28 protein-coding genes, 3 tRNA genes and 1 pseudogene are annotated in these 26,976 nt (G+C 42.6%); 18 read left to right on the top strand and 14 right to left on the bottom strand.

The genetic code is table 11. The annotated features are described in order from the left end of the window. The first annotated feature begins 87 nt into the window (after positions 1–87). The 4 genes from ACF8FD_RS02090 (at position 88) to ACF8FD_RS02075 (ending at position 2,408) form a co-directional block, all read left to right on the top strand. Positions 88–1,929 carry a long-chain-acyl-CoA synthetase gene (locus ACF8FD_RS02090; protein WP_058868852.1) on the top strand — a complete coding sequence of 614 codons (1,842 nt, stop codon included), beginning with the start codon at positions 88–90 and terminating at the stop codon, positions 1,927–1,929. 130 nt (positions 1,930–2,059) lie between these two features. After that, positions 2,060–2,135: transfer RNA gene (locus tag ACF8FD_RS02085), tRNA-Lys, on the top strand. Positions 2,136–2,154: 19 nt separating this feature from the next. Further along, positions 2,155–2,230: transfer RNA gene (locus ACF8FD_RS02080), tRNA-Lys, on the top strand. Positions 2,231–2,332: 102 nt separating this feature from the next. Next, a tRNA-Lys gene (locus ACF8FD_RS02075) sits at positions 2,333–2,408 on the top strand. A 143-nt stretch (positions 2,409–2,551) separates the two neighbouring features. Here ACF8FD_RS02075 and ACF8FD_RS02070 read toward each other — a convergent pair. Next, a complete protein-coding gene (locus ACF8FD_RS02070; protein WP_392453030.1) occupies positions 2,552–3,196 on the bottom strand; it encodes a hypothetical protein in 645 nt (214 codons plus the stop codon). A gap of 281 nt (positions 3,197–3,477) precedes the next feature. Between ACF8FD_RS02070 and ACF8FD_RS02065 the strand changes: the two genes are divergently transcribed. Beyond that, positions 3,478–3,753 carry a PspC domain-containing protein gene (locus ACF8FD_RS02065; RefSeq protein ID WP_125280785.1) on the top strand — a complete coding sequence of 92 codons (276 nt, stop codon included), beginning with the start codon at positions 3,478–3,480 and terminating at the stop codon, positions 3,751–3,753. Positions 3,754–3,848: 95 nt separating this feature from the next. Here ACF8FD_RS02065 and ACF8FD_RS02060 read toward each other — a convergent pair whose 3' ends face one another. Next, positions 3,849–4,946, bottom strand: a complete 1,098-nt coding sequence (locus ACF8FD_RS02060; protein WP_392453028.1) for an HPP family protein — start codon at positions 4,944–4,946, stop codon at positions 3,849–3,851. A gap of 172 nt (positions 4,947–5,118) precedes the next feature. On the opposite strand from ACF8FD_RS02060, the gene ACF8FD_RS02055 reads away from it, so the two are divergent. From ACF8FD_RS02055 to ACF8FD_RS02025, 7 genes are all read left to right on the top strand, one after another. Beyond that, a complete protein-coding gene (locus tag ACF8FD_RS02055; protein ID WP_392453026.1) occupies positions 5,119–5,409 on the top strand; it encodes a hypothetical protein in 291 nt (96 codons plus the stop codon). A 410-nt stretch (positions 5,410–5,819) separates the two neighbouring features. After that, entirely contained in the window at positions 5,820–6,809 is a 990-nt protein-coding gene (gene glyQ / locus ACF8FD_RS02050) for a glycine--tRNA ligase subunit alpha (protein WP_086209633.1), read from the top strand. Then, a complete protein-coding gene (gene glyS, locus ACF8FD_RS02045; protein ID WP_392453023.1) occupies positions 6,809–8,878 on the top strand; it encodes a glycine--tRNA ligase subunit beta in 2,070 nt (689 codons plus the stop codon). The genes glyQ and glyS overlap by 1 nt, the downstream gene beginning before the upstream one ends. A gap of 69 nt (positions 8,879–8,947) precedes the next feature. Next, positions 8,948–9,889, top strand: coding sequence for a COG2958 family protein (locus tag ACF8FD_RS02040; RefSeq protein ID WP_392453021.1), 942 nt, complete (start codon positions 8,948–8,950; stop codon positions 9,887–9,889). Positions 9,890–9,961: 72 nt separating this feature from the next. Next, the gene (locus tag ACF8FD_RS02035; protein ID WP_004978867.1) at positions 9,962–10,351 is read left to right on the top strand and encodes a hypothetical protein; all 390 of its coding nucleotides are present in this window, start codon (positions 9,962–9,964) and stop codon (positions 10,349–10,351) included. A 299-nt stretch (positions 10,352–10,650) separates the two neighbouring features. Further along, positions 10,651–11,160, top strand: coding sequence for a hypothetical protein (locus ACF8FD_RS02030; protein ID WP_392453019.1), 510 nt, complete (start codon positions 10,651–10,653; stop codon positions 11,158–11,160). A gap of 167 nt (positions 11,161–11,327) precedes the next feature. Beyond that, the gene (locus tag ACF8FD_RS02025) at positions 11,328–11,891 is read left to right on the top strand and encodes a hypothetical protein (protein ID WP_392453017.1); all 564 of its coding nucleotides are present in this window, start codon (positions 11,328–11,330) and stop codon (positions 11,889–11,891) included. A gap of 50 nt (positions 11,892–11,941) precedes the next feature. Here ACF8FD_RS02025 and ACF8FD_RS02020 read toward each other — a convergent pair whose 3' ends face one another. From ACF8FD_RS02020 to ACF8FD_RS02010, 3 genes are all read right to left on the bottom strand, one after another. After that, positions 11,942–12,898 (bottom strand): 2-hydroxyacid dehydrogenase, encoded by a 957-nt coding sequence (locus ACF8FD_RS02020; protein WP_392453015.1) that lies wholly within the window; start codon positions 12,896–12,898, stop codon positions 11,942–11,944. Between the two features lie 123 nt (positions 12,899–13,021). Beyond that, complete coding sequence (locus ACF8FD_RS02015; RefSeq protein WP_004692607.1) at positions 13,022–13,216, bottom strand: hypothetical protein; 195 nt, start codon at positions 13,214–13,216, stop codon at positions 13,022–13,024. A 133-nt stretch (positions 13,217–13,349) separates the two neighbouring features. Next, positions 13,350–14,636: a hypothetical protein gene (locus ACF8FD_RS02010; protein WP_392453013.1), complete on the bottom strand. Its 1,287-nt coding sequence runs from the start codon at positions 14,634–14,636 to the stop codon at positions 13,350–13,352. A gap of 122 nt (positions 14,637–14,758) precedes the next feature. Here ACF8FD_RS02010 and ACF8FD_RS02005 point away from each other — a divergent pair, with 122 nt between their 5' ends. Continuing rightward, on the top strand, positions 14,759–15,538 hold the full coding sequence (locus tag ACF8FD_RS02005) for a class I SAM-dependent methyltransferase (RefSeq protein ID WP_392453012.1): 780 nt from the start codon (positions 14,759–14,761) through the stop codon (positions 15,536–15,538). 12 nt (positions 15,539–15,550) lie between these two features. Then, positions 15,551–16,111, top strand: coding sequence for a hypothetical protein (locus tag ACF8FD_RS02000; protein ID WP_131229895.1), 561 nt, complete (start codon positions 15,551–15,553; stop codon positions 16,109–16,111). Positions 16,112–16,169: 58 nt separating this feature from the next. Here the strand turns inward: ACF8FD_RS02000 and ACF8FD_RS01995 are convergent, their stop codons facing one another. The 3 genes from ACF8FD_RS01995 to ACF8FD_RS01985 are packed head-to-tail and all read right to left on the bottom strand — an operon-like array spanning position 16,170 to position 18,513. Next, positions 16,170–16,580 (bottom strand): GFA family protein, encoded by a 411-nt coding sequence (locus ACF8FD_RS01995; RefSeq protein ID WP_159152998.1) that lies wholly within the window; start codon positions 16,578–16,580, stop codon positions 16,170–16,172. A 58-nt stretch (positions 16,581–16,638) separates the two neighbouring features. Beyond that, positions 16,639–17,850, bottom strand: a complete 1,212-nt coding sequence (locus tag ACF8FD_RS01990; protein WP_281964315.1) for a TIGR03862 family flavoprotein — start codon at positions 17,848–17,850, stop codon at positions 16,639–16,641. Between the two features lie 3 nt (positions 17,851–17,853). Then, complete coding sequence (locus tag ACF8FD_RS01985; RefSeq protein ID WP_392453098.1) at positions 17,854–18,513, bottom strand: SAM-dependent methyltransferase; 660 nt, start codon at positions 18,511–18,513, stop codon at positions 17,854–17,856. An 85-nt stretch (positions 18,514–18,598) separates the two neighbouring features. Here ACF8FD_RS01985 and ACF8FD_RS01980 point away from each other — a divergent pair, with 85 nt between their 5' ends. Beyond that, a complete protein-coding gene (locus ACF8FD_RS01980; RefSeq protein WP_004692619.1) occupies positions 18,599–18,772 on the top strand; it encodes a DNA gyrase inhibitor YacG in 174 nt (57 codons plus the stop codon). A 164-nt stretch (positions 18,773–18,936) separates the two neighbouring features. Beyond that, a complete protein-coding gene (locus ACF8FD_RS01975; protein ID WP_178927821.1) occupies positions 18,937–19,116 on the top strand; it encodes a hypothetical protein in 180 nt (59 codons plus the stop codon). 51 nt (positions 19,117–19,167) lie between these two features. Here the strand turns inward: ACF8FD_RS01975 and ACF8FD_RS01970 are convergent, their stop codons facing one another. The 5 genes from ACF8FD_RS01970 to ACF8FD_RS01950 all read right to left on the bottom strand — a co-directional run bounded on the left by ACF8FD_RS01970 (position 19,168) and on the right by ACF8FD_RS01950 (position 23,602). Further along, positions 19,168–19,812 (bottom strand): MBL fold metallo-hydrolase, encoded by a 645-nt coding sequence (locus tag ACF8FD_RS01970; protein WP_004978841.1) that lies wholly within the window; start codon positions 19,810–19,812, stop codon positions 19,168–19,170. A gap of 12 nt (positions 19,813–19,824) precedes the next feature. Continuing rightward, positions 19,825–20,847: a ferrochelatase gene (hemH, locus tag ACF8FD_RS01965; protein WP_178927822.1), complete on the bottom strand. Its 1,023-nt coding sequence runs from the start codon at positions 20,845–20,847 to the stop codon at positions 19,825–19,827. A 69-nt stretch (positions 20,848–20,916) separates the two neighbouring features. Beyond that, positions 20,917–21,942, bottom strand: a complete 1,026-nt coding sequence (locus ACF8FD_RS01960; protein WP_004692624.1) for a DUF4062 domain-containing protein — start codon at positions 21,940–21,942, stop codon at positions 20,917–20,919. A gap of 131 nt (positions 21,943–22,073) precedes the next feature. Next, positions 22,074–22,943 (bottom strand): glutamate racemase, encoded by an 870-nt coding sequence (gene murI, locus ACF8FD_RS01955; protein WP_058868829.1) that lies wholly within the window; start codon positions 22,941–22,943, stop codon positions 22,074–22,076. A 47-nt stretch (positions 22,944–22,990) separates the two neighbouring features. Beyond that, complete coding sequence (locus ACF8FD_RS01950; protein WP_058868828.1) at positions 22,991–23,602, bottom strand: DUF1285 domain-containing protein; 612 nt, start codon at positions 23,600–23,602, stop codon at positions 22,991–22,993. Between the two features lie 191 nt (positions 23,603–23,793). Between ACF8FD_RS01950 and ACF8FD_RS01945 the strand changes: the two genes are divergently transcribed. Together ACF8FD_RS01945 and ACF8FD_RS01940 are read left to right on the top strand one after the other, a co-directional pair. Then, on the top strand, positions 23,794–25,506 hold the full coding sequence (locus ACF8FD_RS01945) for an electron transfer flavoprotein-ubiquinone oxidoreductase (RefSeq protein WP_058868827.1): 1,713 nt from the start codon (positions 23,794–23,796) through the stop codon (positions 25,504–25,506). Positions 25,507–25,729: 223 nt separating this feature from the next. After that, positions 25,730–25,921, top strand: a pseudogene (locus tag ACF8FD_RS01940) (transposase); the annotation flags it as partial. A gap of 86 nt (positions 25,922–26,007) precedes the next feature. Here ACF8FD_RS01940 and ACF8FD_RS01935 read toward each other — a convergent pair. Further along, positions 26,008–26,976: DUF2345 domain-containing protein (locus tag ACF8FD_RS01935; protein WP_392453007.1), on the bottom strand; the 969-nt coding region annotated here is incomplete at its 5' end.

Genomic DNA, 26,976 nt, shown 5'->3' with positions numbered 1-26,976 from the left:
GCACTAGACCGAAACGATTAAAAGAACAAGTGTAGAAACTGAGCACTATTCAAACGCATTGGATTGCATAAAATAATTAGGATTCATATGAGCCAACACCCATCACATGACCTCATTGGTATTACTGACGTTGCAGCAAAACTTCCTCAATTCATCAGTAAAGTTCCCAACTTACTCAGTGGATTAAAGCAAGCATATTTACGTACCCCAAACACCCCAGCAGGCCTCGGGATTGCTTTTGAAAAAGCAGTGAAGCGCAACCCTCACGGTATGGCCTTGCTTTTTGAAGATCAAAAATTTAGCTATCAAGCCCTCAACGAATGGGCAAACCAAATCGGGCATTATTTTTTATCCATCGGGGCAAAAAAGGGTGATGTCATCACAGTGATGATTGAAAACCGTCCTGAATTGGTTGCAACCGTGATTGCACTTGCCAAAATTGGCGTTACTGCGGCTTTAGTCAACACCTCTCAAGTCGGTAAAGTGCTGGCGCATAGTATTAATCTGGTCAAACCCATTGCAGTCATCGTGGGTGAAGAATGTCGTGCCGCAGTTGATGAAATCCGCCATGATCTAAATCTCACTGCGGATCGTTTCTATTGGTTTGCCGACCAAGAAACCCAAAAAGATGCAGGCCTTGCACCACAAGGTTTTAGTAATCTTGCTGAAAAAATTGATGCCTTTGCCAAGTTCAACACCCCAACCACACACAGTGTGCTGGGTAGAGATGGCTTGTTTTATATTTATACCTCAGGCACAACCGGTTTGCCTAAAGCCGTTATTTTCACGCATAGCCGCTGGACGTTGGCTTATGGCACCTACGGGCACGTACTCAACCTCGGTAAAGACGATGTGATGTATGTCACCCTGCCGCTGTACCATGCAACAGGCATTGTGGTGTGTTGGTGTGGCGTGATTGCGGGTGCGGGCACCTTGGCTTTGCGCCGTAAATACTCCACCTCTGCTTTTTGGAAAGATGTACAAAAGTTCGATGCCTCAGCCATTGGCTATGTCGGTGAGTTATGTCGCTACCTCATGGATGCATCACCTTCAGATTTAGAAAAAGGCCACCGTGTCACCAAAATGATCGGCAATGGCATGCGTCCGAATATTTGGGACAAATTCAAACAGCGGTTTGGTATTGAAGAAATTTTAGAGCTTTATGCATCAAGTGAAGGCAATGTCGGCTTTAGCAATGTATTCAACTTTGATAACACTGTCGGCTTTTCACCTACACCTTATGCCATTATCCAGTTTGATAAAGAAAAAAATGCGCCTGTTTATGATGCCAAAGGTGGCTGTATCAAGGTCAAAAAAGGCGAAGTTGGTTTATTGATTGGTAAAATTACCCGCCGCTCCCCTTTTGATGGATATACAGACCCTGAAAAAAATAAGTCAGTGATTCTTAAAGATGTCTTCAAGTCTGGTGATGCTTATTTCAACACAGGGGACTTAGTCCGCGACATTGGTTTCCGTCATGCCCAATTCGTCGACCGCTTAGGCGATACTTTCCGCTGGAAAGGCGAAAATGTGTCCACGACTGAAGTTGAAAACATGGTTAGTGAATATGACAAAATCACCGAAGCCGTGGTTTATGGTGTTGAAATTCCGAACACCAATGGCCGAGCGGGGATGGCTGCGATTACACTGGCAGACGGTGCTGAACTGAATGAGCAGGATTTAGCCCAAATGCTCGTGAGCTTTAAAAAATGTCTGCCTGCCTATGCTGTACCCGTTTTCTTACGCGTACAAAAGCAAGTTGAAACTACAGGAACGTTTAAATACCAAAAGAACAAGCTCAAAGAACAAGCCTTTGACCCGAAAAAAACCGATGAACGTTTGCTGGTCCTGTTACCCAACAGCAGTGCCTATGCAGATTTAACGCAACAAGTCTTTGATAACATTCAAGCCTATCAATATCGCTTCTAAACTCGAATTGCTTGTTTTTTAACTACCTAATCGCAAATTTGTTGTATTTATAATCAAACATCAACAAGTTTGCGATTTTTTACTTGCGCTCGATGCATATCTTGCTACAATACGCTCCATCAAATGATATGGGTCGTTAGCTCAGCTGGTAGAGCAGCGGACTTTTAATCCGTTGGTCCCGCGTTCGAATCGCGGACGACCCACCATTCCTTTGATACCCTTGATGGGTCGTTAGCTCAGCTGGTAGAGCAGCGGACTTTTAATCCGTTGGTCCCGCGTTCGAATCGCGGACGACCCACCATCTTTCTTGTAAAATCTAATTTTACAAACCTGCTCAGGTTCGAATGCTTTAAAAATTTCTTTTTTAAACTTTCAGCGAATACTCTTTCGCACACCTTGCTCAGGGTCGTTAGCTCAGCTGGTAGAGCAGCGGACTTTTAATCCGTTGGTCCCGCGTTCGAATCGCGGACGACCCACCATTTATTTAAATCCTCTTTAATTGCATTGATATGACATTTATTTAGCGACACACTATTTAAGTCATAAAATTCGCACGCTGTTCATTTCTTCACTATTTTTATTCTTCAGTCGTATTTTATTGCTTTACCCAATTCCATTTTAACTATGAATTAGGCTCACGCTTTAATGTATACGCACGCTCTAACTTCGGAAAACCTCGCGCATACAATTTTTGGTTAGTGGTATCTAGATTATTACTTTTATCTAAATCCATTTGCAGCGTTTGCGAATCTACCACGCGATAATAAAAATTAATCCCCTCTTTACGATGCACAATCAGCTCTGTTCGCTCTTTATTCATGGTCCACGTATCACGGCGATAACTTAAGTTTGAAAAGCCAGGGCGTTGTTTTTCCGAAAAGACCTTACCTAAGCGAACAATGCTGCGATGCACCGTACCATCAGGTAAAAAATTGAGAATAAAATCAGCCTTCCCCGTTTCACAAGGGAAAAAATAACCATCACATTGAATTTGTGTGCGATAACGCCCAAAAAACTGCTGTTCACTAATATCAAGCGTGCGAGGTGCATACTCAGAATCATCTTGCATGGTTGCCCGCCCTGCCACCTCAGTCAGCTTCTTCCCCGACTCAGACGAAACATCCGCATCCTCTACCGTGCTATTTTCATGTTGTTGTGACGCCTCCGACAGCCCACCATCACAGCCAGCTAACGATACACCGATTAGCCCCACTGCTCCTTGCAGTAATGCGCCTATCAAACTCTGATGTCTTCGCTTCAACTTCATTCCACACTCACTTCCTGCACGTGATTAATCTCCATAACCATCACGAATTTTCCATCCTGACCCTTGGTGTTTTCTCGGATTCAAATGACTTGCTGACTTTAAGCCACTGGCTCAACGCCAAATAGAGCACATTTTAGTCCCGATCAAAACCCCAGCTTTTATCTCTTTACATAACTTTACTTTTTAATTAGCTCCGTCACCTTTAAAAACGTAATTCCATCTCCATTTTTAAATTATGAGTGCATAAAGCCACTCAGATTTTAATTTCTAAGGAGACCTAGATGGCCAATGTTGGTTTATATCGCTCAAACCGCTCAAACATGATTGCTGGTGTGATGGGTGGTATTGCTGAACGTTTTGGTTGGAACGCAAATTTACTTCGTATTGTTTTCATCACCATTTCACTGTTAAGTGCAGCATTCCCTGGAATTTTGGTTTACCTAATTCTTTGGTTGGTGATGCCGAAACAAAAAGACCAAATCGAGCATTCTCCACAGGCTCGATCTAGTTATAGCAATACGATGCGTACCGTTAATCCAGATCATCGCAACCCATAGGCACACATCTTTCGTCTCAAAAAAGTTTCTTTTTATGCTACGACAACTTCCCCCAAAGTGTCGTAGCTTTTTTTTGCCTACGACACTCACATGACTTAGCGATGTTGTAGCAGACGATACAACGCTGCAATCATATCAGCACGGCTAATGATGCCAACCAAAGCCTTGTTTTCAACCACAGGAATATAGTTAAAAGAACGTTCAACAAAGTACGGGATCAAATCTTGTAGTTCTTGATCCGGCTGTACCGTGACCACCTGACGTTTCATAATGTGCTTGACTTGATCTTGCCAATAGGTACGCAAATCCGTCGCCTTTTGGAACCATTCCACCACTTCATATAAAGCCAAGGTGCCGCATACTTGTTCAGCTCGATTTAACACAGGTAAACTCATCAGATTGACCTGTTTAAATTTTTCCACAGCGACTTGAATGTCTTCATCTTCATATAAACACAGGACATCTTTACTCATAATGTCCCGACAGCGTAGGTCTATATGAAAGCGAGTATCGGCCTGTGCTTGGGCTTTTAAAATCAGCTTTTGTAAATCATATTCACTGATGTCAAGCAACTGTGTTTCTTGGGCTAAAACTTGATGAATATCTTCAGGTTGAATGGTGACCTTCTGGGTGGGGGTCGGGTCGGTGCTACGCGTATTGACTTGCGCCACAGTTGGGTATTGCTTTCCAAGCAATCGGTTGAACACTATTGCAATCACGAGAAGTAGGATTGAGTTGAGTAGAACAGGATAAAACACAAACTGATACCCTAGCTCGTGTACCGTCTCTCCTCCCAACACTGCCGTAATCGCCACAGCACCACTCGGTGGATGCAAAGAATCTGTCGTCATCATCAAAATAATCGACAAAGCCACAGCAACACTAAACGCTTCAGTTAAGTTGGAAATATAGAGTGCGCAGGTCACCCCAATGACGGCTGCAATCGTATTCCCAATCACAATATTCCATGGCTGAGCCAAAGGACTGGCTGGTACGGCAAAAAGCAACACCGAGGACGCACCCATCGGGGCGATATACCATGCATTGATCCCACCCAAAAGCCACCAACTTATGAGTGAAGACAGTGCTAACCCCAACAATGCACCTAAACCACAGAGCATCCTTTCCTTTAGCGGTAACACTTTAAAATTCGGTTTTAAGGTATTTAACCATTCAAGTTGCATATGAAACACAGTCGCCCTTCTACTTTTGCGCACTTAACCAGTGCAAAATTATACGCGGTCTCACCAATAAGATGCATCTATTTTACATCTTAGAGATATCAATTTTGTTATTTCAATTGTTATCAGCAAAGTCTATATTTAGCGCAAGAATTTCATTTTTATAAGAAGAAAGGTACACATCTTGGGAAAATTCAAATATGAAGATCACCTTGAAACTTTAGGTTTATGTGAATGCTTAATTGCCCTGATTCAATTTGAAGTGAAACAAGGCAACAAAATCTCTGGTTACGATACTCATGCAAAATGGCCTAAAGGAGAGAGCCATTTGATTTATCTAAAACAATCTCTGCATTTAAAAAATCTTAATTTTCCCCAACACCCAAATGTTCAAGCTCAGGTTAATCGAGATATGCATTCTAATTGGCATACAGATGCTTACTGCGCCGTACATCATCACCTTATTATTGGATAATTTATGAAAAGAATAAAAAAATGACTGAAAAACTTGAAATCTGCGACTGCTTAAATGAATTATTAACACTTGAATTGTCACTTGGAAATTCAGTTTCCCACTTTGACAATCATGCCAAATGGCCTTATCCCGAGACCCATTTTGTTATGTTAGCCCATGATCTTCATACTCATTTAGAAACATTGAGATACTCAAAAAATATCTCCCACCAAATATGCAAAGATATTCATTATGGTTGGCATGATGAATGTTTATGCGAAATTCATCATGACTTACTCTGTGCAGGTCGTACTAAGCCATTTTAGCGAATATAAAATTAAGTGCTGAAAAATAAATAGAGCCTTTGCCACTCCCCTGCAAAATCCTTATACTTAGAACCAATTTTTTCTTATATTTATAATGGATGCTGCATGAGTCGCGCCATATCGCATATTGATACATTCCAAGGCTTAATTCTTGCCTTACAAAACTACTGGGCTGAACAAGGTTGTGTCATTTTACAACCTTACGATATGGAAATGGGTGCAGGGACATTCCACACTGCAACATTCTTACGCGCACTTGGGCCTGAAACATGGAACGCAGCATACGTTCAACCCTCACGTCGTCCTAAAGACGGTCGTTATGGTGAAAACCCAAACCGTTTGCAACACTATTACCAATTCCAAGTGGTACTGAAACCAAACCCAGACAATATCCAACAACTTTACCTAGACTCGTTAAAAGCCATTGGTATTGATACCCTTACTCACGATATTCGTTTTGTCGAAGACAACTGGGAATCTCCAACGCTTGGGGCTTGGGGCTTAGGTTGGGAAGTTTGGCTCAACGGTATGGAAGTGACTCAGTTTACTTACTTCCAGCAAGTCGGTGGTGTTGAATGCTACCCTGTCACAGGTGAAATCACTTACGGTCTTGAACGTTTGGCCATGTACCTACAAGGTGTTGATTCAGTTTACGATCTGGTTTGGACCAAAGGTCAATTCGGTACAGTGACTTATGGCGATGTATTCCATCAAAATGAAGTTGAGCAATCGACCTATAACTTTGAATATGCCAACGTTGAAAAAATGTTTGAATTATTCGATTTCTATGAAGCTGAAGCAACCCGTTTAATGGAAGCGGAACTCCCACTTCCAGCATATGAGCAAGTCATCAAAGCATCACACAGCTTTAACTTGCTCGATGCACGTGGTGCAATTTCTGTGACTGAGCGTCAACGCTATATTTTACGTGTACGTACTTTAGCTCGTTCAATTGCGCAAAGTTATGTGGCGGCTCGTGCCAAACTTGGTTTCCCAATGGCAGAACCACATTTACGTGATGAAGTTTTAGCTCAATTGAAAGCTCAGGTTGAAGCAGAAGCGGCTCAAGCAGAAAAATCAGCGGAGAACAAATAATGTCTAAACATACCGTTTTATTTGAACTTGGCTGTGAAGAACTTCCCCCAAAAAGCTTAAAAACTTTACGTGATGCATTACAAGCTGAAACCGTAAAAGGCTTAAAAGATGCAGGCTTGGCTTTTGATTTGATTGAAGCTTATGCAGCGCCTCGCCGTTTGGCATTGAAAATTATCAATGTAGATGCTGCGCAAGCAGACACACAAAAACGTTTTGACGGCCCTGCTGTACAAGCTGCTTATGATGCTGAAGGCAAGCCGACCAAAGCACTTGAAGGCTTTATGCGTGGTCAAGGCATTACTGCGGATCAAGTTTCAACTTTCCAAGCGGGTAAAGTTGAAAAAGTTTGCTACTTAAAAGATGTCAAAGGTCAAAGTCTTGACGTTTTACTGCCACAAATTTTACAAACCGCTTTGGATAACCTTCCAATTGCAAAACGTATGCGTTCTGCGGCAAGCCGTACTGAATTCGTTCGTCCTGTAAAATGGGTTGTGTTGCTCAAAGACAATGATGTGGTTGATGCAACCATTCAGGATCATAAAGCAGGTAATGTGACTTATGGTCACCGTTTCCATGCACCTGAAGCCATTACTTTAGCCAATGCAAATGCTTACTTAGATGCACTTCGTGTGGCAAAAGTTGTGGCGAATTTTGAAGAGCGTCAAGCGATCATTGACCAACAAGTCAAAGCTTTGGCTGATGAAGTGAATGCAATTGCGATCGTTCCTGCTGATTTACGTGATGAAGTGACTGCATTGGTTGAATGGCCTGTTGCGCTTCGTGCAAGCTTTGAAGAACGTTTCCTTGCTGTGCCTCAAGAAGCATTGATCACGACGATGCAAGACAATCAGAAGTATTTCTGTTTGGTGAATAGCGATAACAAATTACAGCCTTATTTCATCACCGTTTCAAATATTGAGTCTAAAGATCCAACTCAAATTATTGAAGGAAATGAGAAAGTTGTACGCCCTCGTTTGTCTGATGCAGAATTTTTCTTCTTACAAGATCAAAAGCAACCGCTTGCATCTCGTAAAGAAAAATTAGCCAATATGGTTTTCCAAGCACAATTAGGTACGCTTTGGAATAAATCTGAACGTATTGCTAAATTGGCTGTGGCTTTATCTGCAATCACAGGTGCAAATCCTGCGGATGCTGAAAAAGCAGCACTGCTTGCAAAATGTGATTTAACTTCTGAATTGGTTGGCGAATTCCCAGAACTTCAAGGGATTGCGGGCACTTACTATGCACGTATTGAAGGTGAGCATGATGAAGTAGCTGAAGCTTTAGGCGAGCAGTATTTACCTAAATTTGCAGGTGACGTTTTACCGCAAACCAAGACAGGTACTACAATTGCCCTTGCAGATCGTTTAGATACGTTGACTGGTATTTTCGGTATTGGTCAAGCGCCTACAGGTTCGAAAGACCCGTTTGCTTTACGTCGTTCTGCGATTGGTATTTTGCGTTTAGTGACTGAAAACAATCTCGATGTTTCAATTGAAGAACTAATCAAGCTTGCTTTGGCTGCCTATGGCGATGTATTGAAAGATCACGACAAGACCTTGGCGGATGCGGTTGCGTTCCTTGAAGGTCGTTATCGTGCGAAGTATGAAGACCAAGGTGTTGCTATTGATGTGATTCAAGCAGTTCAAGCACTTTCTCCAAAATCACCACTTGATTTTGATAAGCGTGTTACTGCGGTGAATCATTTCCGTAGCCTGCCTGAAGCCGCTGCTTTGGCTGCTGCGAATAAACGTGTTGCTAATATCTTGGCAAAAGAAGCTGCGCCTACAGGTGAGATTGTTGAGTCTAAACTGGTTGAAGATGCTGAAAAAGCACTTTATGCAGAAATTCAGAATATCTTGCCTGTGGTTCAACCACTTTTAGCTGCGAAAGACTATACGGCTGCCCTTTCTAAGTTAGCTGCGCTGCGTGCACCAATTGATGCCTTCTTTGATGGCGTAATGGTAATGGCGGATGATGCCGATTTGAAAGCCAACCGTTTACGTTTACTCGCTCAGTTACGTGATTTATTCACAGCGATTGCAGATGTGAGCGTATTGCAGAGTTAAGCCTTTATTGGTTGTAAATTAAAAGAAACCCCGCTATTTTGATAGTGGGGTTTTTTACATATTGATGAAATGAAATTATCACAACCACAAAAAGTCGCGGAATTTTTAAAAGCACATCCAACTCAAAAATTCACTGCTCGAGAAATTGCTCTAGGGATAACAAAGCTATATCCAAATGACTACCTAGAAAAAAGAAACAACTCACGATTTTCGGATGAAGAAGATTTTTTAAATCAAGTTATTGCTGAAATAGGTGCACATAAAAAAGCAATCCTGAAAATCGAGCCAAAAATTCAAATGCAAGACAAGCCTAGACCGCGCTTGTATTGGTTTGAACAAAATAACATCCCCTTACTTGATTTAGATAATTCAGAAAATATTCCTCTCGATGATGAGCAAGAAGTAGTATCTACTCCAACGTATAAAGTACTCTCAGAACATGATTTATATCCTGTTCTCATCGAATATTTGTCTAAAGAGCTAAACCTCTATAGCCTGAGAATTGATGAAAAAAAGTCTTCAAATAATCGAGGACAAAATGGTAATCAATGGTTACACCCTGATATTGTTGCTATACAGCCTATTGATAAAAAGTGGCATGAACTAGTGAAGACCTGCGTTAAACATGGTTCAGGTCAGAATGTTCGGCTTTGGTCATTCGAGGTAAAAAAAGAACTAAATAACTCAAATATTAGAAGTAGTTTTTTCCAAGCTGTTAGTAATTCAAGTTGGGCAAATGAAGGATATTTAGTTGCGACCTCAATTTCTACCAATGAAGTTGAAGAAGAACTGCGTATGCTTTCAGCTTTACATGGTATAGGTGTAATTTTACTCAATCCAGAAAATCCCACTGAAAGTGAAATCTTACTTCCTGCTCGCCGAAGACCCGAAGTGGATTGGCAATCAATAAACCGAATTTTAAATGAAAATTCAGACTTTAAAAATTTTATCGAATTGGTCTCAATTTATTACCAAACTGGCCGTATTCGCACACAAGATTGGAATCGTTAATCACTGAGCTATAGTCATTTTCCAACTGATTCCCTATACTCAACCTAACAACTCGCAACAAGAACGAACCTTATGAAATTAAAAACTGTACTTTTCGCTACTTTTGCTGCCCTTTCTATTACAGCATGTACATCTCAACCAACGATTCCACAGTTGACAGCGGGTGTATTACAAGAAGTCCAAGACATTGAAGTCTATCCAGACACAACCAATAACAAAGCAAAACTAACCAAATTTGAAGACAAATGTGTCATCGAATTTACCGGCAACCTCAAAGCAGGCAAAGTCGTAGAACAGTGGGCGTTCCGTGACTACACCCTTATCACAGGTGGCTCAGCAACTTTTGCACTCGATGGCACCAGCACAGCAACTAAATTTGAATTACACGATGCAGAAGTACAGAAAAACTTCCTCGCACTACGTAATCACTTTGCAAAAGAAGCCTTAGCGCAATGTAACTAAGCAAATCGTCATCACTGGTACAACATCAGTGATGACTTCCTCTCAAATGCCTTTCGCTTCATGTCCTTTACCTCAATATCAGTCTCCATATTCTTTACATTTAAAACAACGACCACGCATAAACTTACATAATTTTAATGAATTAACTGAATGACACAATTTTCAGCCCATTGTTCATGCGCTGTTGACGCATTGTGCGACTTTCATATCAAACGCTATTTTTGAGCTCATTTCTGTCTATGATGACTGCTGTTCTGAACTCCTCATCGGGTTCTGTCATAAGAGGTAGAAAATCAAAGATGAAAGTTTTAACAAAGACACTCACCGCTTCGGCTTTAACCACTGCACTTTTAGCCTCCACTTCCCTATTTGCAAATACCACGGCCAATGTTCAAGTTCAAACCTCGCAGCCAAGCGTATTGCAAAACTTAAAACATGATGTCAAACATGCTGCGCATGCGACAGGTGAAACGGTTGAGCATGGTATCGACAAAACCAAAGCATTCAGCAAAGAAAAATGGCAAGACACCAAAGAATTTTCAGCTGAAAAATCTGCTGTGGTAAAAGATAAGGCAGGTGACGTTAAAGACTCTGTTGCGCATAACACCAAAAAAAGTGGTCACTATATAGCGGATAAAGCGAAACAAGGCCAACAAGCGACCAAACAAAAATGGCAGGAAACTAAGCAGGCTGTCAGTGGTCAACCTAAACGTGCAGACGTAAATGGGCAGGCTCAAGTGGAATTAGATACACCTGTTGCTAAAGCCAAAGTCGGTTCATCTGCGGATGCTACCGTTGGCGCGAAGTAAAAGTTAAACTCCTCCAGAGTTGAGAGAGCCCACATGCTGGGCTCTTTTTTTAGCTATAGACGTTTGCACACAACGCTTATTTACAACCAAGCACATGAAATTCACACAAAGAGGCTTTATGCTAAAACGCTGATTTATGCACGATAGCCCAAGAGGTACACTGCTCTATGAATATGATGAAAACAACACTCTTCTGCGCTCTTTTAATGACAACAGCAGGTGTATGGCCACAAACAGAAACCACCACTCAGCAAGTACAAAAGCCAATTACGCCTTATGGTAAAAACCCCAATATCTTGCATGTCTGGGCTTATAAAACTCAAGAAGGTGTGATTAACACGGCGGAAAAAGTCGGTACCGCAACAGAAAAAGGTATCCAAAAAATTCGCCCTTCTGCACACCAAGCCTTGGACAGCGCAAAAACCATCACCAACAACACCGCAGAACAAGCCAAAGAAACAGGACAGCAAGTTACCCAAAATGTGAATAAAAAGCTGCATGAAACCAAGCAAGTGATTACTGGTCAAACGGATCAACCTGCCCCCATTTACCAAGGCAGCTTGAGTCAACCGTCATCTGCACCCGTAGATGCTCCTGCGGTTCAAGTGCCTTCAGTCTCATCTCCACAGCCTGTCGCCCCCCAAACAGTAAATGAACCCACAATTACCCAAGCACCATCTTCCTTTACACCTGCCCAAGCAGAAGAAGAAATTAAAGTGACTAAGCTTTAATAGCAAAAAAGCCCATCAATTGAAGGGCTTTTTCGTTGTCATTATTTGCTTTAATCCACCCGACGGATTGGCTGCCCTGCTTGAAAAGCTTGAGCATTTTCGACCAACTGCTGCACCATGCGTTGACGTGCTTCGACACTGCCCCACGCACTGTGCGGCGTAATGATTAAATTCGGCAAACGAGCATCCAATAAAACATTACCCTCTTTAGGCGGCTCAACGGTCAATACATCAGTTGCAGCACCCGCAATTTCACCCTGTTTTAACGCATCTGCCAAAGCTGCTTCATTGACAATTCCACCCCGTGCACAATTAATTAAAAAGGCACTTTTTTTCATTTTTGCAAAAGCTTGAGCATCAATCAGGTCGCGAGTATCATCGGTTAATGGACAATGCAGACTGATAAAATCTGATTGTGCCAGCAAGTCATCAAAGCCTACTCGTGTTGAGTCAGCGTGTGGACGGTTTGGCAAATTGCCCACCAAAACTCGCATTCCAAATGCTTCAGCGAGTTTAGCCACCGCCTGCCCCAATTCTCCATAGCCTAAAATGCCCAATGTCTTGCCTGAAAGTTCAATAATTGGGTAGTCCAATAGACAAAACTGCGTGGCTTTATTCCATTCGCCCTGCTGCACCGCGCGGTCATATTGCAAGCAGGAGGTTGCAAGGTTAAGCATCAACATCAAAGTGTGCTGTGCCACCGCTGCCGTGCCATAGCCCTGACAATTACACACCACAACACCTTGTGCTTTGGCTTGCTGCAGATCAATGTTATTGGTGCCTGTAGCAGAGATTAAAATCAACTTTAACTGGGGGCATTGTTTTAGGGTGTCGGCATCCACCAACACTTTGTTGCTAATAATCACATCTGCGTCTTGTACACGCGCAACAAGCGTCTCAGCATCGGTACTTGGGTAAAGGATCAGTTCATCAAAAACAGCATGCAGTGCTTGAAAGTCCAAATCATTTTTATCTAAGGATGCATAATCTAAAAATACGGCTTTCATTGCTCACGTCCAGTTGTTCTGCATAATGATAGAGCGCTTATTTAAACTAACTCAGCCCCTTTTTTCAACGTAAATACTGTCTTGAACACCTAAAAATAGCCGCCACATACAGAAAAAAGCCCGCTATTTAACGGGCTTATTACGATGAATACGAATAGAAATACTGATTTGTTTAATCACATAAAATGTCAGGATCAGCAAGAGAATCAGGCCACCACCAAATGTCAGATAGGCAGGGTCTAAACTTTGTGCCAGTACGCTTTGTGATGTTGAAATAAACAGTAATGTTATAAATACAGCCGACCAATGTCTTTGCATTGCTTCCACCCTATTTGATCTTTATCCGTATTGTTTAAAAGATAAATAATACTTTCATATTAAATCAAATAGGACGGAAAACAAGCGCTTGGCCTTAGACCAAAGCCCTATAGGAATACATCACATAAACGCATCATAGAAACACATCTGACTCAGCATCGCTTGACACCAAAAACTGCGCCGTTTCTGGAATATCCTCGACCAAATCAAAGCCACCATATTCATCACAGCTAAAGTTAAACTGCTTATAACTAATCAGATAATAGTCACTGTATTTTTTCATTAACAATGGATGCATTCCAGCGCTCAATTCGGCTTGTTCATGCACCAACTTCATGATCTGACGGTCATTCATGACGATGGTATAGCGCATATCGTTATAGTAAATGTGTACTAGTCCATTACCCTTGGCAAAAATCGGCAGCAGAAACTTATGATTCAGCGCAATGGCATCTGGTGCATAGCTTTCAATCTTTTGACTGATCATATTGAACACTAAACCATGTCCAAAACTATCCATTAACTGACAGCTATTTTCTTGCGGCAAGTTGACCTGAATGCCCAGTTTCAACAGATCGGTCTGGCTCACTTGTCGATTGCTGAGTAACTCGCGGATAATGCTTTGTTTGAGTTTGCTATCAAAAAATTGACCGTCTAACTCAAGCTCATTATTTTTCAGAATTCGCCCCAAAGAAAAGCGATGACGCGGCAACAAGTTTTCGATCACTTTACGGTAGTAAAACTTGCTGTTCTTTTTCACTTCACGAATTTTTTTATAAAAATACGGCGCATCAAACTCATGACGTAAAAAATCGTGCAACAAATCTGAACTGGCCAAAACCGCAATCGCATCATGCCCTGTAAAAGGTAAGTTCAGGGTATTCAGATTCGGCACGACCGTTTGTAATTTTTCATAATGCGCACGGTCTTCAGGGCAGTAAGGGTCATAAATAACAATGTATTCACACTCTGCCGAGACATCCTTGGCTTGAACCTGCATGTCATGGTTCAGCTCAGGCTGATAGAACATGTTATAGCGGTTATCCGTCACCTGTTCAGGGTCAATCGAATACTGCGGCACCAAAGCTACTACGCGCTTAAAACCAAGCAGTTTAGAGTATTTAATCGCAGCATAACCACCCATTGACCCTGCATAGGCAATGCGGGTTTGAAAGGAGGCAATCCAAGCGCGAATTGCCTCTAACATCGCCAACATCGAAGACTCTGGAAACCATGACTTCTGTTTCGGCATAATGCCAACCACATTAAAGCCAAACTTCGCCAGCGATTTTTCAGCATTGATCGACGTTCCCTTGGCACGGGTAATCAGGTCACCAAAAGAGAAAATAAGTTCGTCCGATGAACCCTGTAAAAAAATGACACGAATCTGTTCATCTTCAAAAATAATTTGTTTCGCCATGTCCATGCTGAGAGATTTCATTCCTATAAAGTGAGGTCATGTTCGTTCCATACAGCATAAGCGATTTCATCGAACCAAATGTGTTATTTTATAGATGCAGAGCAGATAAAAAAGCGCAAAATATGACACAATTACTCCATCCTGCGACACAACACGGGTTTAGTGCAGCTGCTGAACTTTATCAACAAGTGCGTCCAAGTTATCCACAAGAGATCCATGCATGGCTCACCGAGCAGTTGCATTTAAACGCAGATTCTCATGTGATTGATCTTGCCTCGGGCACAGGTAAGTTTCTGCCTTATCTGATTCCACATAGTGGACAGCTCACTGCCATCGAACCTGTTACCGAAATGTTAGCTCAGCTTAAACTGACTTACCCACAGGTGGAAACATTACAAGCCTTTAGTGACCATATTCCCCTGCCTTCGCAAAGTATCGATGCAGTTTTATCTGCGCAGGCCTTCCACTGGTTTGCCAACATGGACAGTTTAAAAGAAATCCATCGTGTCCTAAAACCGCAAGGACATTTGGGCTTGGTATGGAATCAACGCGACACTCAAGTCGACTGGGTCAATGCACTCGCAGAACGACTCGCTCCTTTAGAAGGAGGGACTCCACGTTATCATAGTGGATTGTGGCAAAAAGTCTTTGAACATCAACACTTATTTCAACTCAAAAGCCTGCATCAGTTTGCACAGCAGCAAACAGGTACAGTAGAACAAGTCGTCTCAAAACGTCTCCTTTCGACCAGCTTTATTGCCGCAATGCCTAAGGCGCAACAGCAGGATTTAAAACATCAGTTTGAGCAAATTGTGCAGCAGTACACGGGCAAACAGCCACAGGACGAAATTAGTTTTCCTTACATCACCTATGCCTATCACTTTCAAAAAATAGCAGAATAATAGGACACCGATATGAACCCACATACTCTTTCATTGAAACAGGTTCTACTGCCGCTTCTTTTAGGTGGCAGCTTAATCCTCACAGGCTGTAATAAAGCCAATGAATCTGCTGAGCAAGACATGCTTTCGAACGATGATAAAATTCTGCAAGAACTCAGCTCTGAACCCGTCAAAAGTTTTGCTAAAACGGCCAATGATCCACACGATATTGCGCTCTTGGTCGACTATGACCAGCGCTTTAGTAGCATGAGTGATGAAATGGAAGATGAACTCATGAAAATGCGTGAGGCAGGCACGCTCACGGATGAATTTGCAAAAACACGTCAACAAGACAATATTCAGTCTGCACTGAATATGCTGAAAGAGCTGGATTTAAAAACAGAACAAGGGCGTTACATTCAAACTCTGATGTACCAATATTGGGATAACCAAGCCAAAATCATCCAAGATAAAGCCGCAGCACCACATGACAACGTGAAAGGCCTCGGTGAGCTCATTCATGCTCAAGAGCAGCTTGAACACTGGCAGTCGCAGTATCCTAAAGCTCAAGATACGATGTCGACAGGCTACTAACTCAATCGCAGACAAAGAAAAGGGATCCGATGATCCCTTTTACTTATATCTATTCTAACTATGGGCGTTCAGCATATTGTGGTAATGCATCACAAATGTTGTCCCACTCGGCTTGAGACGCCACAAAAATATGCTGCGTCGGCTTTTGCTGTAACGGGGTATCTAAAGTGCCGATCCGCAAACGGTAAAACTCAGGGGTGTCAGCTTTAATACTGACAAGAGGTGAACCACAGTTGCCACAGAAACAGCGCTCTGTGCCTGCACTCGACGCATATTTTTTCACAACGTCCTGACCAGAGGTCAGTTTGAAATCCGCCTTAGCAATCGGTGCATTGGTTGCATATGCCGTTCCATTGGCCTTGCGACATTTTTGACAATGGCATTGAATAATATCGCCAATCGGCCCATCAATTTGATAAGTCACTGCACCGCACAGGCAGCTGCCCACATACTGCTGAAGATCCGACATCATGATGCTCCTTGAATTTTTTATTCAAATTAGCACAGCTGATTTTCAGTTGCATCGCTTATGGCGATTTTTTTGCCACATTCAAATACTGCATCACACCCTCACCCGCGGCCCGTCCGGTTGCAAAACATGCAGTGAGTAAGTAGCCCCCTGTGGGTGCATCCCAGTCCAACATTTCCCCACATAAAAAAACGGCGGGATTGGATTTTAATTGTAGCTGCGAGCTTAGGCCTTCACGGCGCACACCGCCAGCACAACTAATGGCTTCTTCAATCGGACGAAAACCAGTTAAAGGAATCTGGAGTTGCTTCACCTGCTGCGCCAATTGTTCAGGGTAATTCCAGTGTTCTTTTGCAACTAACTCTCGCACTAAACTGGCCTTGGCTGCATCTAAACCTGCTTTACGCCAAACATTACTTAAAGACTGTTTTTTCGTAGGTTTCAGGCGCACAGCCAATTCTTGAACAGTGACATCTGGCAGTAAATCAAGCGTTAACACTAAAGGTTGGAGCTGTTTTTGCTGCGCACGCAGCGCTCGACCTTGCTTATAGACCAAACCACTTTCTAAGCCATAATGGGTGATGACGATATCGCCCATACTTTTTTCGGCATCGCCCACCCATGCTGCGATACGTTTCAGTGGCTGACCAAAGACGGGTTGCATATAGGTAGACCATTCATGTTCTACCCCAGCATTGCTGGCTTGAAAAGGCTCAATTTCATCGGCCTCCAACCAGTTTTGCCAAGCGCCATCGCTACCGAGCTGAGACCATGACACCGCTCCGCAAGCCAAGACAATCGCATCATAGCTCTGGCTGCGCACTTGATCACTAAGCAAAGACTTGATTTCAAGTGTATGTTCTTTGAGGCTGAGGCATTGATGACGATAGTAAAACTTGATGCCTGACTCAACCAAGCGTTTCAACCATGCACGTAATAAAGGCGCGGCTTTCATTTCAATCGGGAAAATACGACCAGACGTTCCGACATAGGACTCAATGCCTAAACCTTTCATCCATGCTTGAATCCATGTGGCATCCCACTTACGAATCCAAGGTGCCAACCATTCTGCTTGATCATAACGACCGATAAACTGCTCCACAGGTTCGGCATGAGAGATATTTAGTCCTGTTTTACCCGCCATCAGGAACTTACGTGCAGCAGATGGTTTTTGTTCAAACACATCGACCTGAACATCATATTGGCTCAACACTTCTGCTGCCATCAAACCGGCTGGGCCCGCCCCAATAATTGCAATACGCTTTGGCATGATTTATTCAGCTTGATCCAAAGCTTGCGCCTGCGGGTTCTGACCTTGCAAAGCCTGAAACGCATCAAAACGCGTGCGATAACCTTCAGGTTTGGTGATGATCAACTGTTGGCAGAGCTCGCCTCGTTCTAAATATTTAATTTCAAAATGCGTCCTCGCAGAACTATCCGCGATGCGCTCTTTTACAAACGGTAACTTCCACACCTCAATCAACTGTTGCTGTGCTTCTTCGATATATTCAGGAATATTGCTGGCTAACGTAATTTGTCCGCCCACTTGTAAACGTGAAATCAGAAACTCAAAAAACGGCATATTCAACCAGCGCTGCGCAGGATTATGCGGTTCAGGATTAGGATAAAGAATAAAGAATTGTTCAACCTGCTGCGGTTGTAAGGCATGCACCACCCAAGGCAGAGCATCGGCATGTACCAGCTGTAAATTCTGCTGACCTTCTAAGCCATGTTGTTTCTGCATCGCCACAAACTTTTCACGGGTACGCTCAACCGCAATCAGCTTTTTCTCAGGATGATTGGCCGTAAACAATAAAGCATGTTTACCCTTGCCCGCCCCAATTTCCACACACAGTGGATCAGGACTGATCATTTGAAAATCACGAGGCGCATGCATACGCTGGGCTTGAAATTGACGAATCGGCATAATCAGATCAAACTAAGAAAAAACCGCATCAGTCTAACAACTGCCAACGTTTTTGCCTATTTCAATCCGAAAATTTTATCTGGAGTCGATCATGCCACACACTTTCCCTTGTCCCCGTTGTGGAGAAATGAGTCAATGGGAAGACAACGCCTTTCGTCCTTTTTGTTCTGAACGCTGCAAACTGATCGACTTAGGTGCATGGGCCAATGATGAATATCGCCTCCCAACGCAAGATGCACCGCAGGCAGAAAATTCAGAAGAATAATATATTTAATCTCATGATATTTTTCATATTTTAAGAGAAATTGTTCATTATTTAATGTCTTAATATTCGCTTAAAAAGATCATTCGTCGACTATACTCCCCCAAAATTGGTACATGCTCACAGCATGATCAAGTGACAAAAATAACATCCTAAAGGGGGATAAGATGAACATCCTGAGTAAGACTATTGTTTTAATTGGCGTTTTACTTGCGATCTGTCTATTCAGTTTTGGCATCTATATGCAAGATCTGTTGATCCTCTCGGTTGGACTATTAGTGGTCTTATTCTCTATCGTGTTTGCTCTAGAAACCCAACACATTTTGCATAATCCATTTCGCAAATAAAAAAGTCAGCAGCTGCTGACTTTTTTATTTTTCAATGAGACCACAAAGCGCTTAGCCTGCTTTCCCTGCCACAAAGGGATTATGTTGTTTTTCAAAACCAATCGTACTGATTGGCCCATGTCCTGAAATAAACTGCGTCTCATCAGGTAAGCTAAAGCATTCACGCTGAATAGAGTCAATCAGCTGCTGATGATTGCCACGTGGAAAGTCGGTACGACCAATTGAGCCTTTAAACAACACGTCGCCGGTCCAAAGCAAACCATAGTTTTTGTTATAAAACATCACATGGCCCGGAGTATGTCCAGGGGCAAAACGCACTTCAAACGCTTCATTGCCCAGTTTAAGGACTTCGCCACCTTCAAGCCATGTCGTGACATCCACTTTTTCAGGAATAGGAAAACCATAACGCTGCGAGACTTCTTGGATCATATCCAACCAAAAGGCATCTTCTTTATGCGGGCCAATCACAGGGACATCCCACAGTTTTTTTAATGCCCCGACTGCTCCAGCATGATCTAAATGCCCGTGCGTCAGCCACAGCGCTTTTACCGTCAAACCCAACGCTTCGATTTCTGCTTTAAGTTTTTCAGGTTCTCCACCTGCATCAATTAAAATTGCTTCTTTACTGTCACTGTCCCAAACAATGGAACAGTTCTGTTGAAATGCCGTTACAGGCACAATTTTAACTTGCAACATAGAGTGTCAACCTCAATTCGTTTTGCTGGCTAATGTCTGTTTTAAGGCATCAAGATTAGCCTGAACCAGCGTATTGAGCAATTGCAAATGATCTCCGCGGCTGTTCAAGGCTGGAATATATTGATACCGCTCTCCACCTTGAGACAAAAACAATTCAGCATTCTGGATCGCCAGTTCCTCTAAAGTTTCTAAGCAATCCGCTGAAAACGCAGGACTCATAATTTGTACCGATTTCACCCCCTGCGCCGCCCATTCGGCCAGTAAGGCATCGGTATACGGTTTCACCCACTCTTGTTTCCCAAAACGAGACTGGAAACTGATTGCCCATTCATCTTCCGCTAGGCCCAATTCGGCTGCCACCAACTGTCCTGTGATACGGCAACGGTCGGCATAGGGATCACCTTTATCGGCATAAGGCTGTGGAATACCATGGAAAGACATTAACAGCTTTTCACTCACCCCATGTTCAGCACGGAAATCGCGCACACTTTGCGCCAATGCCTGAATGTATAAAGGGTGCTGATAATAATCACGAATAATGCTCAGCCCCGGCAAATTACGCTGCTTTGGAATCCACTTCGCGAAAGCATCATATAAAGGCGCGCTGGATGTTGCCGAGTATTGCGGAAACAAAGGAAAAAGTACAATATGATCTTGCGGGTTTTGACTCAACTCAGCAAGCAAAGGCTGAATGCCGGGATTACCATAGGTCATCGCAGGAACAATATTCAGCTCAAACTCAGGATATTGCAAAATCAACTGCTGTTGTAACGCGGCCACTTGAGTCAGCAAAATTTCTCGCATTGGAGAATCGCTGCCCCACACCATCTCATAAGCATGGGCAACGCGTTTCGGGCGAAACGGCAAAATAAATAAACGGAGAATAATTTGCCAAAGCGGTTTGGGAATTTCAATCACCCGCTGGTCTGACAAAAACTGATCCAAAAAGCGACGCACTGCTGAAGCTGTCGGTGCATCAGGCGTTCCCAAATTTGCCAAAATAACAGTAACTTTTGCTTTTGTTGCAGTAGACATTCAACCCTCGTGGCTCGTTTTCGAATGTCTCTACTGTAACAGTTTTCAGTTCATTATCTAAATGGATAACTACGAAGATTGAAATTGAAAAGGCCGATCCTTTTCCAATAAATTACTCTCCAAAAGTTTCATCGCCTTCGGAGTCAACTGCCAGAGCATGCGCTGACGATCATCTCGACCCGACTGAACAATCCAATCATTTTGACGCATTTGCATTTTGATACTGTGCAAAGCACGAATATTAATTTGTGAGCGCGCAACAGCATGGGCACGAGGCATTTCTAAGCGTGCATCATTTAAACCAGTTTCGTTTAAATATTCATTAATGCGTTTGGAGAAATACTCTTCAGGAGTGGGGTGAATAAAGGTTGTCCCCAAAACCGAGAGTAATTGCGCCCAAGTCATCTGCTTTTGAATTTTCAGCTCTTTAAAATTGCCATCTTGATAGGCATGCATCCGATAATCAAATGCAAAAAATTCATGCATAGCCACTTTGGGTAAAGACAAAAATGGATCGACTTCACGTTTACCCGCTTCAGTTTCCAATTGCACCAATTTGGCTTTGAGTTTATCTATTTCGTCATGCAACACTTGGGTGTTCTGCGGACGTACCCAACCGGACACAGGATAGCGCTCTAGCATTTGCGTCATATTCAAGCGAACAGCCATTTCCAAGTCACGCATGGTGCGATAAGTGAAAACCTGATCAACTTCGTTTTGCAGCAGTTTCCGAAACTCTTTGAATTTTTCACGCAGCTCAGCTTTGTCGTCATGTAAACATAACTCACGTGCATCAGGATCATCATGCATAAATACAATAATCGGCTTTTGTTTGGTGACCGCATAAATGTATTCAAGGTGCATATATCCCACCCCTGACACGGACTGTTCACCATATTTACTGCCCAGCAACAATATGACATAGTCACAGTCATCAATCTGACGACGTGCAAAAGCCGTTGAAAGTGGTGTCCGTTGTTCTAATCCCCAAGAAAAAAATCCCATGCCCACTAAAGTTTGGGCCAAAATGATCCTCTCTGGCTGCATCTCGCTTCCAGAGGTGGTTATAAACACTTGATAACGCTTATCGAGCATCGGTTATCCTCATTATTCTTCGCAGCGTCCCATCCCCCAAATTCCATTAGATAGACACTGCGACTAACTCAAGCATATTAGGTTGCAATTTTTGACTATATATCAAAATACTCGACTTATTTGTTTAAAAATTAATCAGATATGTTTGAAATAGTCCAATTTAGTTCTGGTTCAAGCAAAAGTTGTAAGATAGGTCTCAAACTTTCTGCATTATTTCCACTGACATAACATTCAATTCGAACATCACCATCATGATTTTGTTCAAATAATAACTCATTTTTGATTAAAATACGGGCTGTTTGTCGTGCAACTGCCAGTCCAGAGTCAATTAATGTCAGTTTCTGACCAAAAATAGATTGTATCGCTATTTTCAAAAAAGGGTAATGGGTACAGCCTAAAACTAAGTAATCTGCACCCTGATCAACAACCGGTTGTAAAATATCTTTTAACGTGGCTAAACATGCTGCACTCATCTGCGCGCCGCTCTCAACAAAAGGCACTAAATCTAAGCAGGTCACTGGAATCACCGTGACTCCCGAAGGCTGTGCAAACTTATCAACCACGTCTTTAATTAGCTGCCCGCGAAAGGTCGCAGGGGTCGCTAGAACAGCCACAGTCTTGGATTTGCTTTGCAATACCGCAGGTTTTAGGGCAGGAACAAGGCCGATAATCGGAAAATTGTCGCCATAGTGCTCGCGTAAATAATCCAAACTAAAGGCTGAAGCGGTATTACAGGCCACAACTGCAACCTTACAGCCTTTACGGTAAAGCCACTCAATCGCTTGTGCAGTCAATTCTCGGATATTTTGATCATTGCGCGGCCCATAAGGCACATGTGCGGTATCGGCAAAATAAATAAATCGTTCATGCGGTAAATGCTTGGCAATTTCCTGAGCGATGGATAAGCCGCCTATCCCCGAATCAAATATCCCGATTGGCGCATTGGCTGTCGCTTTTGGCATGGGGTTGATCAGAGGAAATAAGGGCTGAATGGCACTCATGAGAACTCGTTGCGGTATAAAGTTAAAAGATCAATCAAGCTTAAACCTCAGGTGCCTAATTGCAATAGCAAATCACCACTTTGTAAGCTCAGTTTGGCTTGACCTTCCGCATCGTCGCTTAGCTCCCCCATTTCCACCAAATGAAAAAAAGCAGCACGCTGAATCAATGCATTAATCCCAAAGCGAACATGCACATAAGGACGTAGTTCCCCTTGGAAGGCACGCATAAAAATGGGATGGTCTTCATCAACAATCACCACATCCTGTGTGGTCGTGGTCAGTTGTAGGTAGATTTTTCCTGCAATTTCGACTTGATCGACCTGATTGACAAATAAAGGCTCATCTTCAACCTCGATTTCAATCTGCTCGACCGGGGTTTTGAGATAAAACTTATCTTCTTCTTTCCAAAGTACCGTTGCAAACAGCTCAATCATGGCTTGGCGTTTGATCAATTGACCTTCGTGCCACCATTCTCCATTGGCTAAAACCTTCAAATCCATTGTGCCACAATGCTTTGGGTGCCATTGATCTAAAGGGGGGATTGACCTTTTGTGACCGGACTGTCCACCTTTTATGTATTGTGCAATATCGGTTAAGTTTTTATTATCAGCAATAGCTACTTTTTTCGTCGGATTTGCTGAGTTGTGCTGCTTATCCATAAAATTCATGCCTGTCTGACGGAAAAATAATATGATTCAGCCAATTGGCTAGAACTCGGTTTAAACCTATACTAGCTCACAATATAAAAGACACGATGATAAATTTTGTGTCTGGGAACTAAGAACACTCATGGCAGCACCGTTCTTTGAGTCAAAACGGTTGCCACCTTTAACCATATGAGGAGTCCTACATGGAACACATCGAACGTGAATCGATGGAGTTTGACGTAGTCATCGTTGGCGCAGGCCCTGCTGGCCTTTCTGCTGCGATTAAAATTCGTCAACTTGCAATTGAAAACAACCTTAATGATCTGTCCGTTTGTGTCGTAGAAAAAGGCTCTGAAGTTGGTGCGCATATCCTTTCAGGTGCTGTGCTCGAACCGCGTGCGATCAATGAGTTGTTCCCAAACTGGAAAGAAGAAGGCGCGCCTTTGAATGTTCCAGTAACTGAAGATAAAACGTATTTCTTAATGTCTGCTGAAAAGTCACAAGAAGCGCCGCACTGGATGGTTCCTAAAACCATGCATAATGATGGCAACTATGTGATTTCACTTGGTAACGTAGTGCGTTGGTTAGGTCAAAAAGCTGAAGAATTAGAAGTTTCTATTTTCCCAGGTTTTGCTGCGTCTGAAATTCTTTATCATGCTGATGGTACGGTTAAAGGCATCCAAACCGGTGATATGGGGATTGGTAAAGATGGTGAACCAACACATAACTTTACCCCGGGCTATGAACTACATGCCAAATACACCATTTTTGCTGAAGGCTGTCGTGGTCATTTAGGTAAACGCCTGATTGCTAAGTTCGATCTCGATAAAGATGCAGATCCTCAACACTATGGTATCGGCATCAAAGAACTGTGGGAAATTGATCCCGCAAAACACAAGCCAGGTTTGGTGATGCACGGTGCAGGTTGGCCTCTAGCTGAAACTGGTTCTTCTGGTGGTTGGTGGTTATATCACGCTGAAAATAACCAAGTCACTTTGGGTATGATCGTAGATTTATCTTACGAAAACCCACACATGTATCCATTTGCAGAAATGCAACGCTGGAAAACGCATCCACTGATTAAACAGTATCTTGAAGGCGGTAAGCGTATTTCTTATGGCGCACGTGCTGTTGTCAAAGGCGGTTTCAACTCTCTGCCGAAGTTCACCTTCCCAGGTGGTTCTTTAATTGGTGATGATGCAGGCTTCCTAAACTTCGCTAAAATTAAAGGCTCTCACACTGCCATGAAATCGGGCATGTTGTGTGGCGAAGCGGTATTCGAAGCGATTCAAGCAGGCGTTGAAAAAGGTGGTGACCTTGCCATTGCACGTGTGCTTGAAGGTGAAGACTTCTTTGCAAAAGAGTTAACGGCTTATACAGACAAGTTCAACAACAGCTGGTTAAAAGAAGAGTTATATCGTTCTCGTAACTTTGGCCCAGCAATGCACAAATTTGGCACGTTCGGTGGTGGTGCATTTAACTTCATCGATCAAAATGTGTTTAAGGTCCCGTTTACACTGCATGACTTAGTGCCTGACTTCAGTACACTGAAAACTTTAGATACAGCAACAGTGAAACCGAACTATCCAAAACCAGATGGTAAGTTGACCTTTGACCGTTTATCTTCAGTATTTGTATCGAATACGGTGCATGAAGAAAATCAGCCAGCACACTTGAAACTGACCGATGCTTCTATTCCTGTAAATGTAAACTTACCAAAATGGGACGAGCCAGCTCAGCGCTACTGCCCTGCTGGTGTTTATGAAATTATGGAAGAGAATGATGGTTCGAAGCGTTTCCAAATTAACGCGGCTAACTGTGTGCACTGTAAAACGTGTGATATTAAAGATCCATCTCAGAACATTACTTGGGTAACTCCTGAGGGTGGTGGTGGTCCGAATTACCCGAATATGTAAATTGAAAAACCCGCTTCGGCGGGTTTTTTTCATCATTTATATTCAATTTATTCAAAATTAATGTCCACCAATTTGCCTAGCTTTAATTTATAAAAGTTATTTGGTCAACTAAAATACATGGTGTTCCTGCATGTATTTTCTTAAAGTCTTAAATTTTTTATATTAACGAGGCTTTGTTGCACAAAGCTATTCTTAAAGGCTTCTTCAGCAATATAATTTCCAAATGAAGAAGCCTGCATCTAAAATTTATTGCACAACGAATAGGTCCTCTTATAACCAAGCTCTAATCAAGCAAGAAAATGTTTCAACTTGGTTCGATCCTCAGACTAAATGGTATGCTCAGCCACAGGCTAAGCATGGAAGAAATCAAACTTATTCTGATACAGCAATTCAGTGCTGTTTGATGATCAAATCGGCTTTGTTGCATAAATATGTAAGCATCTGATTTAAATAGATTTAATTTTGGATCAAAAAATAATCAAAACTTTTAAAATCATATAGTTATGAAATCTTTGTGCAACAAAGCCCTTCTACCTTACTTCCATTCGCTAAGAAAAAGTAATACTTCATATTTCTCTTAATATTTCCGTCATTATCTTTCACCAGCATTTTCAAATCATATGCATTTTTTTCACCTATTTTAGGTAAGCTGATGCTAGAACTAATAACTTTCCCACCATCCAAAAACTGATGCTGTCCCGCCTTACTCTCAAACTTTCCAGCAGTCGTTGAAAAGATACCTGTTCCATTCATCTTGATTTGAGAACCACCTGCTGTCAGATTAATCTCAGTTGGACTCGTGATATAAACGGTATCTTCCGTGGAAATAATTTGAATGTCTTTACGCGCAATAACATCGAGTGCATCACCTTGAGCCTGTATCTCAACCTTGCCCTTGCCTGCATAGGCTCTTAGCCCGTCTTGTGCTGCAAAGAGACTTATTTTCTCACTGGCATGTGCAATCAATGATTTCTGCGTAGAAAGGTTAATACTCTCCCCTGCACTTTGGCTGATTTGGCCATCTGCTGAGAGATAAATATCTTCATTGCTGCTGACAGCTATGTAGTTTGGTGCAGAGAGAATCATGATGGCTTGTTTAAATGCATCTGCCTTGTTTTGATCTTGTTGTTCAATCTGTTCTAAGAAGCCTTTTAAGTTTTCTAAAACTTCTAGTGGATCTGTCTGTTGATTCTTCGCCGCTTCACTTAACGCTTGGCTATTGTTTAAAGTCCCTTCAAGTTGTTGTTTGGCAGGTTGAGCATCCAGATGTGTACCAGCAGCGCGATCTTGTTTATAGCTACTGAGCAGTAAACCGTCACCTGCTCGAATCGCGCCCCATTGATCTGTTCGAAGCTCAAAGCCTTCTCCTCGCCCCTCACTTGTCTCTGTTTCTTTAGGGTGACTAAGGTTACCGAGGTTCAACTGAGTTGCCCCATGACTACTTTGTAGTTGAGTCGAGATTTGACCCGT

Source organism: Acinetobacter sp. TYF_19, from assembly GCF_043105125.1.
GTDB lineage: Bacteria > Pseudomonadota > Gammaproteobacteria > Pseudomonadales > Moraxellaceae > Acinetobacter > Acinetobacter johnsonii.
The sequence above is the reverse complement of the archived record's forward strand: the minus strand, read 5'-3'. Positions and strand labels throughout refer to the sequence as shown.

Coding starts and splice junctions, on each gene's coding strand:
- ACF8FD_RS01960 (WP_004692624.1), bottom strand. CDS start 21,942: ATGCTCGATAAGCGTTATCAAGTGTTTATAACCACCTCTGGAAGCGAG.
- ACF8FD_RS02015 (WP_004692607.1), bottom strand. CDS start 13,216: ATGCAAAGACATTGGTCGGCTGTATTTATAACATTACTGTTTATTTCA.
- ACF8FD_RS01970 (WP_004978841.1), bottom strand. CDS start 19,812: ATGTTGCAAGTTAAAATTGTGCCTGTAACGGCATTTCAACAGAACTGT.
- ACF8FD_RS02005 (WP_392453012.1), top strand. CDS start 14,759: ATGACACAATTACTCCATCCTGCGACACAACACGGGTTTAGTGCAGCT.
- ACF8FD_RS01980 (WP_004692619.1), top strand. CDS start 18,599: ATGCCACACACTTTCCCTTGTCCCCGTTGTGGAGAAATGAGTCAATGG.
- hemH (WP_178927822.1), bottom strand. CDS start 20,847: ATGTCTACTGCAACAAAAGCAAAAGTTACTGTTATTTTGGCAAATTTG.
- ACF8FD_RS02070 (WP_392453030.1), bottom strand. CDS start 3,196: ATGAAGTTGAAGCGAAGACATCAGAGTTTGATAGGCGCATTACTGCAA.
- ACF8FD_RS01945 (WP_058868827.1), top strand. CDS start 23,794: ATGGAACACATCGAACGTGAATCGATGGAGTTTGACGTAGTCATCGTT.
- ACF8FD_RS02035 (WP_004978867.1), top strand. CDS start 9,962: ATGAAATTAAAAACTGTACTTTTCGCTACTTTTGCTGCCCTTTCTATT.
- ACF8FD_RS02020 (WP_392453015.1), bottom strand. CDS start 12,898: ATGAAAGCCGTATTTTTAGATTATGCATCCTTAGATAAAAATGATTTG.
- ACF8FD_RS01950 (WP_058868828.1), bottom strand. CDS start 23,602: ATGGATAAGCAGCACAACTCAGCAAATCCGACGAAAAAAGTAGCTATT.
- ACF8FD_RS01990 (WP_281964315.1), bottom strand. CDS start 17,850: ATGCCAAAGCGTATTGCAATTATTGGGGCGGGCCCAGCCGGTTTGATG.
- ACF8FD_RS02000 (WP_131229895.1), top strand. CDS start 15,551: ATGAACCCACATACTCTTTCATTGAAACAGGTTCTACTGCCGCTTCTT.
- ACF8FD_RS02030 (WP_392453019.1), top strand. CDS start 10,651: ATGAAAGTTTTAACAAAGACACTCACCGCTTCGGCTTTAACCACTGCA.
- ACF8FD_RS02090 (WP_058868852.1), top strand. CDS start 88: ATGAGCCAACACCCATCACATGACCTCATTGGTATTACTGACGTTGCA.
- glyS (WP_392453023.1), top strand. CDS start 6,809: ATGTCTAAACATACCGTTTTATTTGAACTTGGCTGTGAAGAACTTCCC.
- murI (WP_058868829.1), bottom strand. CDS start 22,943: ATGAGTGCCATTCAGCCCTTATTTCCTCTGATCAACCCCATGCCAAAA.
- ACF8FD_RS02040 (WP_392453021.1), top strand. CDS start 8,948: ATGAAATTATCACAACCACAAAAAGTCGCGGAATTTTTAAAAGCACAT.
- ACF8FD_RS01975 (WP_178927821.1), top strand. CDS start 18,937: ATGAACATCCTGAGTAAGACTATTGTTTTAATTGGCGTTTTACTTGCG.
- ACF8FD_RS01995 (WP_159152998.1), bottom strand. CDS start 16,580: ATGTCGGATCTTCAGCAGTATGTGGGCAGCTGCCTGTGCGGTGCAGTG.
- glyQ (WP_086209633.1), top strand. CDS start 5,820: ATGAGTCGCGCCATATCGCATATTGATACATTCCAAGGCTTAATTCTT.
- ACF8FD_RS02025 (WP_392453017.1), top strand. CDS start 11,328: ATGAATATGATGAAAACAACACTCTTCTGCGCTCTTTTAATGACAACA.
- ACF8FD_RS02065 (WP_125280785.1), top strand. CDS start 3,478: ATGGCCAATGTTGGTTTATATCGCTCAAACCGCTCAAACATGATTGCT.
- ACF8FD_RS02010 (WP_392453013.1), bottom strand. CDS start 14,636: ATGGCGAAACAAATTATTTTTGAAGATGAACAGATTCGTGTCATTTTT.